The 14,306-nt window shown below is 52.6% G+C and carries 13 protein-coding genes; 7 read left to right on the top strand and 6 right to left on the bottom strand.

All coding sequences use genetic code 11. The annotated features are described in order from the left end of the window. Positions 1-69: 69 nt before the first annotated feature. Complete coding sequence (locus A3848_RS11720) at positions 70-390, top strand: carboxymuconolactone decarboxylase family protein (RefSeq protein WP_074085122.1); 321 nt, start codon at positions 70-72, stop codon at positions 388-390. A gap of 464 nt (positions 391-854) precedes the next feature. Here A3848_RS11720 and A3848_RS11710 read toward each other — a convergent pair whose 3' ends face one another. After that, complete coding sequence (locus A3848_RS11710) at positions 855-3,512, bottom strand: adenosylcobalamin-dependent ribonucleoside-diphosphate reductase (RefSeq protein ID WP_074085121.1); 2,658 nt, start codon at positions 3,510-3,512, stop codon at positions 855-857. Positions 3,513-4,047: 535 nt separating this feature from the next. On the opposite strand from A3848_RS11710, the gene A3848_RS11705 reads away from it, so the two are divergent. The 4 genes from A3848_RS11705 to A3848_RS32910 are packed head-to-tail and all read left to right on the top strand — an operon-like array spanning position 4,048 to position 8,187. Beyond that, complete coding sequence (locus tag A3848_RS11705; RefSeq protein WP_074085120.1) at positions 4,048-5,793, top strand: DEAD/DEAH box helicase; 1,746 nt, start codon at positions 4,048-4,050, stop codon at positions 5,791-5,793. Then, positions 5,790-6,869 carry a YqhG family protein gene (locus A3848_RS11700; RefSeq protein ID WP_074085119.1) on the top strand — a complete coding sequence of 360 codons (1,080 nt, stop codon included), beginning with the start codon at positions 5,790-5,792 and terminating at the stop codon, positions 6,867-6,869. Before A3848_RS11705 ends, A3848_RS11700 begins: the two co-directional genes overlap by 4 nt. A 1-nt stretch (position 6,870) precedes the next feature. Then, the gene (locus tag A3848_RS31700) at positions 6,871-7,044 is read left to right on the top strand and encodes a hypothetical protein (protein WP_178381979.1); all 174 of its coding nucleotides are present in this window, start codon (positions 6,871-6,873) and stop codon (positions 7,042-7,044) included. Between the two features lie 60 nt (positions 7,045-7,104). Then, entirely contained in the window at positions 7,105-8,187 is a 1,083-nt protein-coding gene (locus A3848_RS32910) for a hypothetical protein (RefSeq protein ID WP_074085118.1), read from the top strand. A 167-nt stretch (positions 8,188-8,354) separates the two neighbouring features. On the opposite strand, the gene A3848_RS11690 is transcribed toward A3848_RS32910, so the two are convergent. After that, positions 8,355-8,543 carry a YqzE family protein gene (locus tag A3848_RS11690; RefSeq protein ID WP_074085117.1) on the bottom strand — a complete coding sequence of 63 codons (189 nt, stop codon included), beginning with the start codon at positions 8,541-8,543 and terminating at the stop codon, positions 8,355-8,357. A gap of 205 nt (positions 8,544-8,748) precedes the next feature. On the opposite strand from A3848_RS11690, the gene A3848_RS11685 reads away from it, so the two are divergent. Beyond that, complete coding sequence (locus tag A3848_RS11685) at positions 8,749-9,507, top strand: N-acetylmuramoyl-L-alanine amidase (protein WP_074085116.1); 759 nt, start codon at positions 8,749-8,751, stop codon at positions 9,505-9,507. Here the strand turns inward: A3848_RS11685 and A3848_RS11680 are convergent. The 3 genes from A3848_RS11680 to A3848_RS11670 all read right to left on the bottom strand — a co-directional run bounded on the left by A3848_RS11680 (position 9,494) and on the right by A3848_RS11670 (position 12,176). Continuing rightward, the gene (locus A3848_RS11680) at positions 9,494-10,420 is read right to left on the bottom strand and encodes a divergent polysaccharide deacetylase family protein (RefSeq protein WP_256702314.1); all 927 of its coding nucleotides are present in this window, start codon (positions 10,418-10,420) and stop codon (positions 9,494-9,496) included. The two genes, A3848_RS11685 and A3848_RS11680, sit on opposite strands and share 14 nt — an antisense overlap. Positions 10,421-10,506: 86 nt before the next feature. Next, complete coding sequence (locus A3848_RS11675; RefSeq protein ID WP_074085114.1) at positions 10,507-11,610, bottom strand: glycerol dehydrogenase; 1,104 nt, start codon at positions 11,608-11,610, stop codon at positions 10,507-10,509. A 110-nt stretch (positions 11,611-11,720) separates the two neighbouring features. Further along, a complete protein-coding gene (locus tag A3848_RS11670) occupies positions 11,721-12,176 on the bottom strand; it encodes a MerR family transcriptional regulator (protein ID WP_256701834.1) in 456 nt (151 codons plus the stop codon). A gap of 198 nt (positions 12,177-12,374) precedes the next feature. Here A3848_RS11670 and A3848_RS11665 point away from each other — a divergent pair, with 198 nt between their 5' ends. Further along, a complete protein-coding gene (locus A3848_RS11665) occupies positions 12,375-13,232 on the top strand; it encodes an SDR family NAD(P)-dependent oxidoreductase (protein ID WP_074085113.1) in 858 nt (285 codons plus the stop codon). Here the strand turns inward: A3848_RS11665 and A3848_RS11660 are convergent. After that, positions 13,199-14,149 carry a hypothetical protein gene (locus A3848_RS11660; protein ID WP_074085112.1) on the bottom strand — a complete coding sequence of 317 codons (951 nt, stop codon included), beginning with the start codon at positions 14,147-14,149 and terminating at the stop codon, positions 13,199-13,201. The genes A3848_RS11665 and A3848_RS11660 overlap by 34 nt on opposite strands. Positions 14,150-14,306: the final 157 nt, after the last annotated feature.

Genomic DNA, 14,306 nt, shown 5'->3' with positions numbered 1-14,306 from the left:
CGGTAAAGTCCACTTGAAGGTATACACTAGATGATGTTGCAGCAAATACTTGAATGGAGGATGGTAAAAATGGCAGAGAAACAAACTGCAGGAAGAGACAAGCTGGGAGAATTTGCACCTAAATTTGCTGAACTGAACGATGATGTATTGTTTGGTGAGGTTTGGTCAAGGGAGGAAGAACTTTCTCCCCGCGATCGCAGCATGATTACAGTAGCAGCTCTAATCTCAGGAGGAAACTTTGAACAGTTAACTCCACATCTTCATAAAGCGAAAGCAAATGGAATCACCCAAGAAGAAATTGCAGAGATCATTACACACCTTTCGTTCTATGCCGGTTGGCCCAAAGCTTGGTCCGCTTTTAATATCGCTAAGGAAATCTATAAAGAATAAAAATAGAGAGGATGTCCATGATGTCAAATGAACAATTATAGAGCAGCACCATTTTTCCATTAGGAAAAAAAGTTGAAGCTAATTTTAAAGGCGATCGGAAACGTGACCTTTGCCCCCGGCGCCCGTAATAACTAGCATTCACATAAAGTTGGGCGGGTTTTATTAGTTACAGGTGGTGAGGGTTGGTATCAGGAAAAAGGAAAACCTGCAAAGTTGCTTAAAACTGGTGACGGCGAAACCGAATGGTTGGAGCCTGTCGATGACGCTTGGTATGGTAGTTTATAAACATTATTTATCACAAAATAAAAGTCCCGATATAGGAAATTCCTAATCGGGACTTTTATTTTGCATTATATTGAATGTATTATCATCTTTCATGATCCACTTTTATCATCATTTGTGGTCGTTTTTGCAGCTTTGGTGATCCCTCACACACACTAAGAATATCTCCTAAACCCCTATCCTTACCCGCACCGGCTATACCCGCAATTGCTGCAGGTCTTGCAGCCTTCAATGTTAATCAGCGAGGCGCTGCCGCAGGATGGGCAGAGGTCGCGGGAGGCGGTGGCGTGGCTATGTGTACCGTGGCCGCCGTGACCGTCATCCGTGGAGGTTGCCGCTGGCACGCTTGAGTTCAATTCTGCATTCAAAGCTTCATTGAAATCAAGCTCCAGAGTAGCCGCGATTGGAGCAGGTGCATCGTCTTCATGGGCGTTGTTCTGCACATGGGTTTCCAGGGCTTTGGCTACTGCGTCTGCGATGGACTCGACACGGTTCGCGCCAAAGCCGATGGCGCCGGAGCCGCCGATGCCCTTGAGATGCTTGATGAGCAGCTCAACCTTCTCGCCATGGTCGCCATAGCGGAGGAACAGCGAGCAGACACGGCCCAGCGCTTCGGCCATGGCGAAGACGTCGGAGCCGGCCTTGCCGACATTCAGGAAGATTTCGGCCGGAATGCCATCCAGGTCGTTAATGGTGATATACGCCATACCGAATGGCGTGTTGATCTTATAGGTAGCGCCGCGCAGGACCTGCGGGCGTTTTTTGTATTGCTTGTCTCCGCTGCCTGCGGTGCTGGCTTGCGGTGCTGGAGCTGCCGATACAACTGCGCTGGCTGTTACAGCCGGTGCAGCAGGTTCAGCGGCTGGAGCTGCGGCTTCCACTGCCGGAGTTTCCTTCTTGTCTTCCTTCTTCGACGTCTCCAGAATCTGTACGTCACGGCTGCCGTCACGGTAGATCGTTACGCCTTTGCAACCCAGATCGAAGGCCATTTCGTACAATTCTGCCGTTTCCTCAACGGTGAAATCGGACGGGCAGTTCGCCGTCTTGGAGATCGAGCTGTCCACCCAGCGCTGGATCGCTGCTTGTGCGCGGATATGATCCTTCGCTGACAGATCCATCGAAGTTACGAAGTAGTCAGGAAGCTCCTCACCCGGATGGGCTTCCAGCCATTCCTGGGCAATCGGCACGAACTGCTCGTCGTAGCCGAGACGGCTCTGGCGGAAATATTTGAAGGCGAAATACGGCTCGATGCCGGTCGATGTGCCTACCATCGTACCTGTGCTGCCTGTAGGTGCCTGGGTGATCACGGTAACATTGCGCATGCCGTGCTTGCGGATGGACTCGCCGACTTCCGGGTAGGTTTCGGTGATATTTTTCATGAATCCGCTGAGCAGATATTTCTCTGTGTCAAAGGCCTGGAACGAACCCTTCTCGCCGGCAATTCCGGACGAGGCCAGGTAAGCTTCACGTGCCATGAAACCGTAGAGCTTGTCCAGGAACTCCAAGGATTCCGGGCTGCCATAACGGATGTTCAGCTTAATCATCAGCTCGGCCAGACCCATGGTGCCCAGACCTACACGGCGTTCCAGCTTCTGGTTCGCTTCATTTTCCGGGAAGTGGTAAGGAGTCTTGTCGATAACATTGTCCAGAAAACGTACAGAATAGCGGGTGGTTGTCGCCAGATCGGCCCAATCCACATCATGATTCTCCGCATCATAGAACTTGGAGAGGTTGATGGCGGACAGATTACATACGCCCCAGCCCGGAAGACCCTGCTCGCCGCATGGATTGGTGCAAATAATCGGGTTGAAATACCAGCTGTTGGACATCTGGTTGTAGTACTCCATGAATACAACACCCGGCTCCGCCGATTTCCATGCCGATTCAATAATGGTATGCCATACCTCACGCGCCTTGACTGTGCGGTAAGGAATCACGGCCCGGCCGTCGGCCTTCCATTTATCCAGATCGCCGTCCCAAATGGTATCGTAATCCGGATCTGTCGTATCCGGGAATACCAGCTCCCAGTCCAGATCTTCCTTCACTGCCTTCATAAAAGCGTTGCTCACGCATACCGACAGGTTGGCGTTCGTCACCTGACCCATCGTCTGCTTCACGGTAATGAAATCAACCACATCGGGGTGCCAGTCATTGATCATCAGCATCAGCGCGCCGCGTCGGCTTCCGCCTTGTTCAATTAGTCCAGTGGTGTAGCTGAACAATCCGCCCCAGGATACGGATCCGCTGGACGAACCATTGACACCTCTTACGATAGCGCGGCGCGGGCGAAGCGAGGACAGGTTAATGCCTACGCCGCCGCCGCGGGCCATGATCTCAGTCATTTCAGACAGCGTCTGCATAATGCCCCCACGGCTGTCTTTTGGCGAAGGAACGACATAACAGTTGAACAGGGTCAGTTCTTCACTTGCCCCGGCACCTGCTGCAATGCGTCCGCCCGGAACAAGCTTCCAGTCATCCAGAATAGACCGGAATTTGCCTGTCCATTCTTCCTGAAGCTCAGGGGTTTTCTCTACTGAAGCCATGGCGGATGCGAGCCGGTCCCACATTTCCTCCGGGGTCTTTTCTATGTTAAGTGTAAGCTTCTCCACATCTGACTGTACAAGCTCGCCACTGCGCGTTTTTACAGTTACCGTACGGCCGCTCCGTTCAACAATTTCCCCGACTTCCTTGGTAGGGAACTTCGGATCGTCTTTCGTCAGCACGAGCACAACATCGCCTACCTTGGCATTGTTGTTGTCTGCATCCTTCCAGGCATAACGGTCCAAAAATATTTTTTCGCTCAGACCTTCAAGACGCTGTTTGCGTTCCACTGTACTCAATAGAAAAACCTCCCGGATATTGTGATATGTAAAACTCTCCAAGTGGAAACGGCTTCGCCGTCCTTTTAAGGGACAGAATCCGTTTCAGCGTGAAATATAAGGATGATTTATAGCGTGAAACATATAAATCCTTATATTTCAAGAAATATAAGGATCGGCCGGCCTCACGGAGCGGTATAACCCTCATATTCCAACCGGAACTCGGCGGATTGTGACTGCACCCGGCTTGGACGCAGAAAGATCCTCTTGTCAATAAAAAATAACCGAAAATTGCCCGGTGTAATCAAAATTTCAAGCATTTGTAACAATATATTGTGTCAGTCAGCTTTTAAACTATACCACATATTGTGTGGAAGGTCTTTTTCGAAAATAGGAGCCTCTCAGCGAAATTTCGGCAAAAGATGGCACATTTACTCCCTCTTGCTCGCTATTTTACAACATCGGACCGAAAATAGCAGGTTATGAAACCTTTCTTTTAAGAGCATACTACTGCTACACATTCCCATATGAACCAAGCGCCGGAGGAGGCTGCAACATGACGCAATTATTCCGTAATCCATTACCGGAAGAGGACCCGACCAACGATAGCGTGCTGCCTGTACCTCTGTCATTCGAGCGAAAATGGCTGGATGAATTAGAGTCAAGTCTGGAGAAGGGCGGCCCTTGGGGCAATTGGAGACTATCCCGGTTGGCCATTCAAGGTGAGAAATCCGGGCTCGTAACCAGCTTTGATGAGCTGCAGTGTATGAAGCATTTGTCCGGGCTCTCCCCGCTCCCCCACCAGCTCGATACCGCTCACAAGGTACTATTCCAAATGTCCGGGCGCGCCATCCTCGCCGATGAGGTAGGGCTTGGCAAGACGATTGAAGCCGGGCTGGTGCTCAAGGAATATCTGGTACGGGGGCTTGTGACAAGGGTCCTCATTCTCGTTCCTGCATCACTGGTGCTTCAATGGGTACGCGAGCTGAACACCAAATTTGGCATTTCTGCAGTAGCCCAGAAGAAAGCCTACTCATGGGATAACTCTATTGTAGTCGCCTCCATGGATACCGCTAAGCGGGATCCGCATAAGGAAATACTGCTGAATCATGAATACGACATGCTGATTATTGACGAAGCCCATAAACTCAAGAACAAGAAATCAACTAATTATCTCTTCGTCCAGCAGCTGCGCAAAAAATATTGTCTCCTGCTCACCGCCACGCCGGTTCAGAATGATCTGGGTGAGCTGTTCAATCTAATCACGCTGCTGAAGCCGGGTCAGCTCGGAAATCAGGGGGACTTCGCCACTAATTTCGTGGTAGACAAGCGCCAGCCGAAGAATGAGGTTCAGCTGCGGGGCGAGCTATCCAAGGTCATGATCCGCAACCGCCGCGGCGAAGGTCCGGTCAACTTCACAAAGCGCAAAGTGCGCAATATTCCGCTCACGCTCTCACCGGAGGAGAAAGTATTATATGACGGGGTTACCGCCTTTGTCAAAGACCAGTATCAGGAAGCGGGCGGCAATCTCAGCAGCATGCTCTCCCTGGTCACGCTTCAGCGCGAGGTGTGCAGTAGCCGTGATGCCGTATTTATCACCCTGGTCAACCTGATCAAAAAGCTTCCGGCCGACTCGCCAAAACGCGAGCGGATGATGGAGCTGCTCCAGACCCTCCGGACGGTCAAGACGAACACAAAAGCTGAGAAAACCATGGAGCTGATCCGGGGGATGAACGAAAAAGTAATTGTCTTCACCGAATATCGGGCTACTCAGGAGTACCTGCTCCAGTACTTCCGCGATCACGGTCTCCAGTGCGTAACCTACTCCGGCGGCATGAACCGGGGCAAAAAAGACTGGATGATGGATCTCTTCCGCGGCCGCGCCCAGGTGATGATTGCCACCGAAGCCGGAGGCGAAGGCATCAACCTGCAATTCTGCCACCATATGATCAATTTTGATCTGCCCTGGAATCCGATGCGGGTGGAGCAGCGGATTGGCCGTGTACACCGGCTGGGACAGGAGAATGATGTGGTGATCTACAATCTTTCGACGGAAGGCACCATTGAGGAGCATATCCTTCATCTGCTGCATGAGAAGATCAATATGTTTGAGATGGTCATCGGCGGACTGGATGTTATTCTGGAACGTTTTGAGAAGAAGGAATCTTTGGAGAAAAGCCTGTACAAGATCATGCTCGAAGCCCGCAGCGACGAGGAGCTGCGCAGTGGACTGGACCATATCGGCGAATCGCTGAGCGAGCTGACACACGGAGTACGGGACGAAAGCGAGGCTGGAGCATGACACTTACGCCACAGGAAGTGCGAAAGCAAGTCATGGATTATCTGGAGGCCACAGAGTGCTCGATTATCGAAGTGTCGCCACTGCATGTGACGGTGAAGCTCTCGCCGCGCGCGGACCGGATGCTCACAGACCGGCCTTATTATTGGGGGTTTGTCGAGCGGACGGGCACCCCGCCGGAAACGCTGTCGTTCACCTTCGTCTTCGATCCGGAGAAATACGATCATTTGGCGGCAGCCGCTCAGGCGGCCCCGACCTCCAGACAGCCGCGCGGAGCGGGGGACCGCACAGCCGCGGCTGGACTGCCGGCCGGAGCTGGCGCGGCCGGGATGGAAGCCGGGGCGGACACCGGCGGCACCACTACCGGCGGGCCTCTAGCCGGGACGGCACCACCGGAGGGCTCGGCTGATCCGCAGGACAGCATCCTTGCCCGCTTCTTCGGGTTCGTTCCGCCACTCCCCCGGATCGGTCCCGGCATGATCAGACGCGAGGACGTCACCTACGGCAGCAAGCGGCTGGGGCAGATCTGGTCAGCCGCCCGGGAGGAAGGCAAATGCCTGCAGCTCTTCGAGGATCCGGGAAGCAGACAGCGGATGACCTTATTCTCGGCAGCCTATGAGCCTTGGCTCGCCGTCTGCTACAAAGTGGAAATGAGCTGTGACCTGAAGCGGGAGGAGCTGCATTTCATCGGCGTCTCGCTCACCTCCGGCCTGATTGTCCCGGACTTCGAAGCGAAGCTGGGGTCACGTGAATTGACGCCGCGCTTACCCGAAAATATTCACATAGAGCCCTCCGGGCTGAGCCTTGCTGCCGGAGCCGACAAGCTGGAGGGCTATCTTACTTCCAAGCTGGCTCTGCTGGACTACACCTGGGCCGAGGAAGCGCGTGAACGGCTGCGGCTGGAGCTGAGCATTGTAGATATCTATTATGAGGAGCTGCTTAAGGAGCAGGATGAGGAGAAACGGCTGGCGATCCTTGAGCAGTACAACCGCCGCCGCAAGGAGACAGCCTGGCAGTATGAGCCGCAGATTGCAGTTTCTGCCGTCACCTACGGCTTGTTCCATCTGCGGAGCACATAAGATGCGACCCGGCTCGCTAAAAGCAGGCAAAAAAACAGCGGAATTCCTGCACCGCCGCGGACAGCAAGCAACAGCCTTTTCAGAGCTTGTCCTCTACAATACAATCAGTACTTCCGACAAGTGGAAACGGCTTCGCCATCCTTTTATGGACGGTATTCGATTCAGCGAGAAATAGAAGGATGATTTATAGCGTGAAACATATTAATCCTTATATTTTAAGAAAGGTGAACGCCAAATGAAGATAAAAACTAGGCAGAAGGACGCTCTCGGATACCGTGCACGCCTCCTTCTCTGCCTGTGTCTGGGTCTGATGCTGTTCTCAGCCAGCTCTGCATTCCCTGCGGAGCTGTCAGCCACAGGGACCCGGGTGACCGTCACACAAGCGGTCTCCAAAGCCTATTTGCCTTTACTTGAGATGACACCCGTTGCCTCACCGGAATCCTTGCAGGATTTCGCCAGTCAAACGATTAGCAAGCTGTCGGCCAATCCTCCCTTCACGGGCTGGAAACATGCCAGCACCGAGTATTTCCCCCTCGGTCCTGGAACCCATAGCTGGCTGGTTAATGTGATGAACGGAGAGCAACGGATCGGCTATTTGATTATCACCGCTGCAGAACAAGGCGGTTATGTGCTTAGTGAGTATGGAGCCGGCAGCTACGGCCTCCCCTACAGCATGCAGGATCTGCGCCAGTTTCTGGTGCAGCAGGAACTTATCCCCTCCCATTTTTCCGGAAAGCTTGAACTTGACGCGCTCTATGCTCCAATGCTGCCCGTATGGAAATTAACGATCGACAGCAAGACATTCTATATTAATGCATCCCTATTACAGGTTCTGCCTTGGAGTCCCAGCCAAGCGGATGATGTTCTGCATGGCAAATCTGCCGGAAGCGGCACCCTATCCAGCCTGGATACAGCTTTTTCTCCCCTTCCCGTCTACCTGACGGAGGGGCAGGATGATCCCTATGCCGATTTGATCTGGCTGTCGGCACCGCCACTGGCCAATCTCAGCACCGACAAACTCGCCCTGACGCTAGCCTCAGGCGGCAGTTTGGCCTTCCAATCCCGAGGCCGAAATGATGCATTGGGGGCTCCCTTTATGATTACCGGTTTTCAGAGCTGGCGGACAGCTGACTCTGGCATCGGCACGGCTAGCGCTAGCTCCAGCATCCTGTACGCCGCTTCCGGACCGGAAGGCAGACGGTATCTTCCCTTCGGGGCGCTTCAGCATAGCGGTACCTTGCACAAGCTTCCTTCTTCTGGCAATGCCGCACTAGGCTTCACTTCTGGAGCAGTATCGGCAGGTTCTGGCCCTAAATGAGGTAATGCTAACATGTCCATATGTACACACAAAGAACCTTCCCGATGCCAGAAGTAGAGGCATGGGAAGGTTCTTTACTTAAGATGTGTTGTATAAGGCTGAACCGTGTATGCCTGCGGTGAACCTTCTAGGCTTGACGCGTTACAGCGAAGCGAGTCAGTACTGCTCTATTTCTTACTGTTTCGCGACCAATTGCTGCGCCATATGGACCAGCCTAGCGGGAGCATGCCGAACCATTTTTCCGACCAGGGCTGCTTTTCAGCCTTTCTCCGTTCCCTGCTGGCCTTCGGGTCTTCCATATAGACGACTACCTTCTCCGTGATGTACTTCACCAGATCATCTCCCCCGGAAGCCATACGGATCACCTCCTGTTTCCCTGATTCAGAAGTCCCATTACGCTTGCTTCAAGCATCATATTTCTAGTCTGCTCCAAAATCCCTTATGCTAAACCTTTGCACTTTGTTCCGTATAGCTTGGACAGCTATGGCACAATCTAACAAAGAATCCATCCAATTGACCCGCCCAGACAAGGAGGTTATTCACTTGAGGAGCTCGTATCACTTGAAAATACTGCTGAGAGCAAGCCCCTGCCTGAGACTGACAAGGCCTTTATGGTTGCTACTCGCAGTTGCAGGACTGCTGCTCTCGTTATTGTCAGGAACGGCTGCGGGAGCACAACCGCTTCCTGTATCTCCAAAAGCAGACGGGAAGCCGGAACGCCAACAAATACTCGGCCACGATCAGCGGATCATTCTGATTGATGCGGGACATGGGGGCATTGACGGCGGCACCTCGCATGGCAGCATTCTGGAAAAAGATATTACGCTGGCGATATCCCGCCGCCTGTTTCTGCTGCTGCGCAGTGACGGTTTTGACGTCATTCTGAACCGGACCGGGGATTACGCTCCCAGTGATGATAACCGCTGGCTGCGCAGCTCCTCCCGTCATTTGCGTGATCTGGCTCAGCGCAAAGAGCTGGCCGAGACCCTGCCTGCGAACCTGGTGGTCAGCATTCATATCAACTGGGCGCCTTCTCCGGCGAAACATGGGCCATTGGTGCTGTACCGCCAGGAGGGCCGCAGCTTCCTGCTCGCCAGGTCTATTCAAGATCAGCTGAACCAGCTCTACGATGTAAATGAATCACCCAGACCCGGCAAACCCTTTTATCTGCTCAACAAAATAACCGCCACAACGGTTATCGTTGAGGCGGGATTCATTAGCAGTGCAGCAGACCGGGACAAACTGTGTACCCCGAAAGGCCAGGAGGAAATTGCCGAAGCCATCGCGGGCGGCATCGCTGCCTACCTTATGGAAGTGTGAGACTGGAATTCCATTTCCACTGGTCCTTGACCAGATCCGAAATCCCTACAAATTCAACACTGTCTTTCAATTCTGCAATACCGCTGCGGATGCCTGCGGCGGTCTCTTTTCCCTGAACGCCGACATGTCCGATCGTCACACAATATGTTTGACTCTTCGCCCTTTCCTGCACTAGCCGCATTTGCTTCATCACATGGCCTGAGGTATGGACATCATCCAGAAAAATGTGATTCTCCACCGGAGGAAGTCCCATCTCCCTAGCCATCCTTCCGGCAATCGAGCGGTAGTTGGTATGACTGTCGACAAAGAACAAGCCACGCTCCTTGCATACGCTCAGAATAATGCCCATGACCCGCTCATCCCCGGTCACTTTGGAACCCATGTGATTGTTGATCCCGATGGCGAACGGAATATTATCCAGTGCAGCCTCCACCCGCTGGCGTACCTCTGTATCGCTCATCCGTGTCAGGACGGCTCCAGGCCCCAGCCATTCCGGTCTGCCTTTATTCGGCTCCATGGGCAAATGCACCAGCACATCCAGGCCCTGCTCATGTGCACGCCTTGCATCCTTCTCCGAAGTCGGGAGGAATGGCATGACCGCCACCGTGAATTTCACAGGCAGCGCGAACATCTCATCCGTCCCCCGCATCCCGTTGCCAAAATCATCAATGATCATGGCTACACGGCTGTGACCCGAAATGTTCTCCGCTGGCTGTACACGTGTGCTTCGGCCGCCACTGGGCGGAACGGGCTCCGCCAGCAGTACGCCAGGATGTTTCTGCATTCCGCCAGGGTCTTGTGCAATCTCCTTCCCTTGAGCGGGTGGTACAGCAATGCACAGTGTGGTTAGTATAACTACTAACGCAATAAGACACATCATGGTACGTTTAACCAAACGATAGCCCTTATTCATAAGGAATCCTCCTTCGAGTTCTACAACCATAGTTCTCATTGTTTGGAACCCAAAGGATAAATATGTACAGGACGGCTACGTAATTATTAACAATCGCCCTCCAAGACCTGCTGTCCCCGCCGATCTGCGGCAAGAATAGCATCCAGCACCTGCTGTGGAGTCACAGTAAAAGGCATATTCCCCATCGGATTGTCTTCTGCACAGCTCGCTTCAGCAGCGGTCATAAGGCGCTCCTCCGGAGTGCCGGACAACCCCAGTTGACTTAAGGTGAACGGCAGGCCAGCCATCCGGCAAAATGAGATTACCTCTACGATCTCCTCTTGCGGTGCCTGCTCAAGCATCAGCTGCACAAGTGTCGTGAACGCGACCTTCTCCCCATGAAGCACATGCCGGCATTCCTCGAGCACCGTAAGCCCATTATGGATGGCGTGAGCTGCAGCTAATCCGCCACTCTCAAAACCAATACCGCTGAGATAAATGTTGGCTTCGACAATGCGCCCAACCGCATCTGAGCCGATACCTTCCCGGCAATCCCGCAGCGCCTCGGCTCCATAGGCAAGCAGAGTGTCACGGCAAGCACCGGCCAGAGCGAAGGCGGCAATGGAGCCGGTTCCTCCGGCCTCAGTAACCGCACCCGAGCGGCGGCAGGCTCTAGCCTCATAATAGGTTGATAAGGCATCGCCCATTCCGGCAGCGAGCAGTCTGGCCGGAGCCTTGGCGATGATATCCACATCGGCAACCACCACATCCGGACTACGCCGCAAGTGCAGGTAACGGTCCAATTGACCATCCTCCGTGTATAGTACGGACAGGGCACTGCAGGGTGCGTCGGTGGAAGCCACCGTTGGCACGAGGACCACAGGCAACTCCGCGAAGTGGCTGACCGCTTTTGCCGTATCCAGAGTTTTCCCGCCACCGATACCGACAATCACACCAATGCCCAAATCAAGTCCGCCAATAAGTTGTTCTACTTGCTCCATCGAACACTCCCCCCGGAATTCATGCTGAACCACAGGGAGAGCCGCACGCTCAAAGCTATCAGCAACCTCTTGCCCATATACAGAGAGGATATAGGGATCTACGATCGCATAGGCTCCTTTCGCTCCGAGCAGTGCGCAATAGCGTCCAAGCTGCGAGAGCTCGCCTTTCCCCTGAATATATTTTGACGGAGAGCAAATCATTTGTGTCATCTGTAACTCCTCCCAAATGCATAGTCTTACGAATTTCTTTCATTCTAAGCAGACTGTCCGGATCCGGCAATGAAAAAAGCCCCAACCTATGGGCTGGAGCCTACTGCCTATTATCGGATTGTCCGGCGCACAGGCATTTTCTTCCGATCTCCGGTCAGCTCACATTCCTGCGGCCCAAGAAAGTTCTGGTCTATTTTGCTATCAATCAAATCTACAATTTGTTGCAAGGATGCGATCTGATCCAGTATTTTTTGCTTATGGTTTAATATCATCTCATGCAGTTCCGGATATTCAGACAAATTGGAATCCAGTGACAAGTCCAGGTAAGGGCGCATATCATCCAGTGACATCCCTGTTTTTTTGAGGCAGGTGATCAGCTTCATGGTCTCAATATCGTGGCCGCTGTAGATACGGTGGCTGTTTTCCTTACGCTGCGCCCGGGGCAGCAACCCAATCTTCTCATAATACCGTATCGTATCCTCTGTAATCCCCGTAATCTCCGAGGTTTGTTTAATGGAATAACCATGCAGCATATCAACACCGGTGTTGACACCAGCTTCGCTCATAGGATCACCTTCCGCGATTATTTTGAACTGTGTCTATTCATTATATAACCTGGAGTCAGCTCCAAGTCAATCTTGAGTTTGTTTAAAAATCCTCTGCTTGACTTGGAGTCGGCTCCAAGTTATACACTGAGCGCATTAACCGCCAGGCCTTCAGCTTATTTCAGCAGCCTGCGACTCACTCCAAAGGAGAAATGACAAATGACTACAGGACAACAGTACCGCGGAACAGCGCTGATTACAGGTGCGAACAACGGCATAGGACTTGAATTGACCCGCAAAATGCTGGCAGAAGGCTGGCAGATTATTGCCTTGATCCGTTCTGGCTTTCCTATTGAAGATCCATTCTTCACCGGGGCCGCGAAAAGCGGGCAGCTACGGATCTACAAAGCCGACCTTAGTGACTTCACCACACTGAGACGTGCCTTGAATGAGATTAAAAGTAAAGAACAGAGGATCGATCTGCTGTTCAACAATGCGGGCGGCAGCTTCCATGAACTGAGCAACTCTAAGCAAGGACGTGAAATGCATTTCGATCTCCAGACCGTCGCGCCGTATTTGATTACCATGGAGCTCAAAGCGCTTCTCCAGAAAGGACAATTAAAAACCGTAGTCAACACCTCGTCCAATGCATTTATGACCATGAAGCGATTTAACCCGGACTCGCTGGAGCATCCCACTGAATTTAAAAAGCTTTTCGGTCCGTATGCAGCCTCCAAGCTGGCCCTCTCGCTCTGGACCCATGAGCTTGCCCCTCAGCTGGCTGCGGAAGGCATCCTGATCCGCAGCGCCGATCCGGGAGGTAATAATACCATCAGAAGCGGCAAAAACTCAGGATTGCCCTTCTGGCTGAAGCCGATCATCAAGCTCTTCTTCCCTCACCCGAGCCATGGTGCCGGACTACTGTACAATGCAGCCTTAGGCCAGCACAGCAAGCAGCCCGGTGTTTTTCTGATGAAGGACCGGATCACCGAGCTGAAGTTCCCTGACCACAGCGCTGCTGTCCTTGCGAAGGTGCGGGCCATTTATGAGCAGGAATTCCTAAAAGACGGCGAATAACGGCCAAACGCGCGCAGCAGCAGCACATTCTCAATCACGATATGCGTTTTCCACCAGTTTTCGCTGATGGCGAACTCCCGCTCAAAGGCGTCCCAGTTCCAGGTCAAATTCCAGACGCCTTCCTCATTTCTTGTCTGAAGAAGATAGTCCAGCTCCTTATGAAGAAGAGCAGCATTGTCTGCATAACCCGGGCTTTCCGGTGATTGGATAAATACCGAGGGTCTGCAGCTGTAGCCGCTCCACTCCCCGGCTTCCCGCTTAATTAATGCTGTAATTTGCTCCACAGCAGCTGCCTGAAGCCGGGCATAGGGCAATTGTTCCTGCAACCCCGCCTCCGAGATGCACTCGATGAGAGTAACGATACATTTAAGCGGATGCATCTCAATCCCAGGGTCTGTGAGGAAAAACACACTCAATTCTCTGGCAATCTCCATCCCTCGTGGATAGAGTCTGCTGCTTCTATCCGCATACTTCAGGATAAATCCGGCCAGAATGGCTGTAGGATTGAACATACTGTGGGCTGTGCTGTTCGAGTTTGTGTTCCACCATGGCGCATGCGGATAAATGTTATTTGATTCAACAACATTCTTCCACGCCTTCCCCTCCACCTCAGCTCCACTGTCAAGATACTTCAGAATCCCTTGAATCACTGGATGTGATCCATCCTCCCAATGTATCTCCAGCAGTTTCTCTACTGCGTTAGCAGTCTGAATCGGAGCCGAACAAGGGTTCCACGAATCCGCCTCGAGGGCATGAGCGAACCCGCCATCCTCATTCTGATAGGCCGATAGGGCAGAAAGTACAGCATCTGCTGGTCCCTTCTCGAAGTGAAACTTCCATCGCGCCAGGTCAACCGGCCGGGCATTGCGGTACACCCAATTTCGGATTCTTTTCAAATCCTGTTCCGATAAATCCATCTGCATTCTCCTTTGGGCACAAGCTATAGACATGAACATTCTCTGCACCTGCCTGTATTTAACCCGACTCTCCCCTCAAATACTATGATATCCTTCATTACAGGGATCATAAATTAAAAATAGAATATAAAGGAAAACAGAGAATGGCAAGGAGGAT

This window comes from Paenibacillus sp. P32E, assembly GCF_001909085.1.
Lineage (GTDB): Bacteria > Bacillota > Bacilli > Paenibacillales > Paenibacillaceae > Paenibacillus_AQ > Paenibacillus_AQ helianthi.
This window is presented reverse-complemented; position numbering and strand designations above follow the sequence as displayed.

Coding starts and splice junctions, on each gene's coding strand:
- A3848_RS11680 (WP_256702314.1), bottom strand. CDS start 10,420: ATGAATAAGGGCTATCGTTTGGTTAAACGTACCATGATGTGTCTTATT.
- A3848_RS11670 (WP_256701834.1), bottom strand. CDS start 12,176: ATGAGCGAAGCTGGTGTCAACACCGGTGTTGATATGCTGCATGGTTAT.
- A3848_RS32910 (WP_074085118.1), top strand. CDS start 7,105: ATGAAGATAAAAACTAGGCAGAAGGACGCTCTCGGATACCGTGCACGC.
- A3848_RS11690 (WP_074085117.1), bottom strand. CDS start 8,543: ATGGCTTCCGGGGGAGATGATCTGGTGAAGTACATCACGGAGAAGGTA.
- A3848_RS31700 (WP_178381979.1), top strand. CDS start 6,871: ATGCGACCCGGCTCGCTAAAAGCAGGCAAAAAAACAGCGGAATTCCTG.
- A3848_RS11700 (WP_074085119.1), top strand. CDS start 5,790: ATGACACTTACGCCACAGGAAGTGCGAAAGCAAGTCATGGATTATCTG.
- A3848_RS11675 (WP_074085114.1), bottom strand. CDS start 11,610: ATGACACAAATGATTTGCTCTCCGTCAAAATATATTCAGGGGAAAGGC.
- A3848_RS11705 (WP_074085120.1), top strand. CDS start 4,048: ATGACGCAATTATTCCGTAATCCATTACCGGAAGAGGACCCGACCAAC.
- A3848_RS11720 (WP_074085122.1), top strand. CDS start 70: ATGGCAGAGAAACAAACTGCAGGAAGAGACAAGCTGGGAGAATTTGCA.
- A3848_RS11660 (WP_074085112.1), bottom strand. CDS start 14,149: ATGGATTTATCGGAACAGGATTTGAAAAGAATCCGAAATTGGGTGTAC.
- A3848_RS11665 (WP_074085113.1), top strand. CDS start 12,375: ATGACTACAGGACAACAGTACCGCGGAACAGCGCTGATTACAGGTGCG.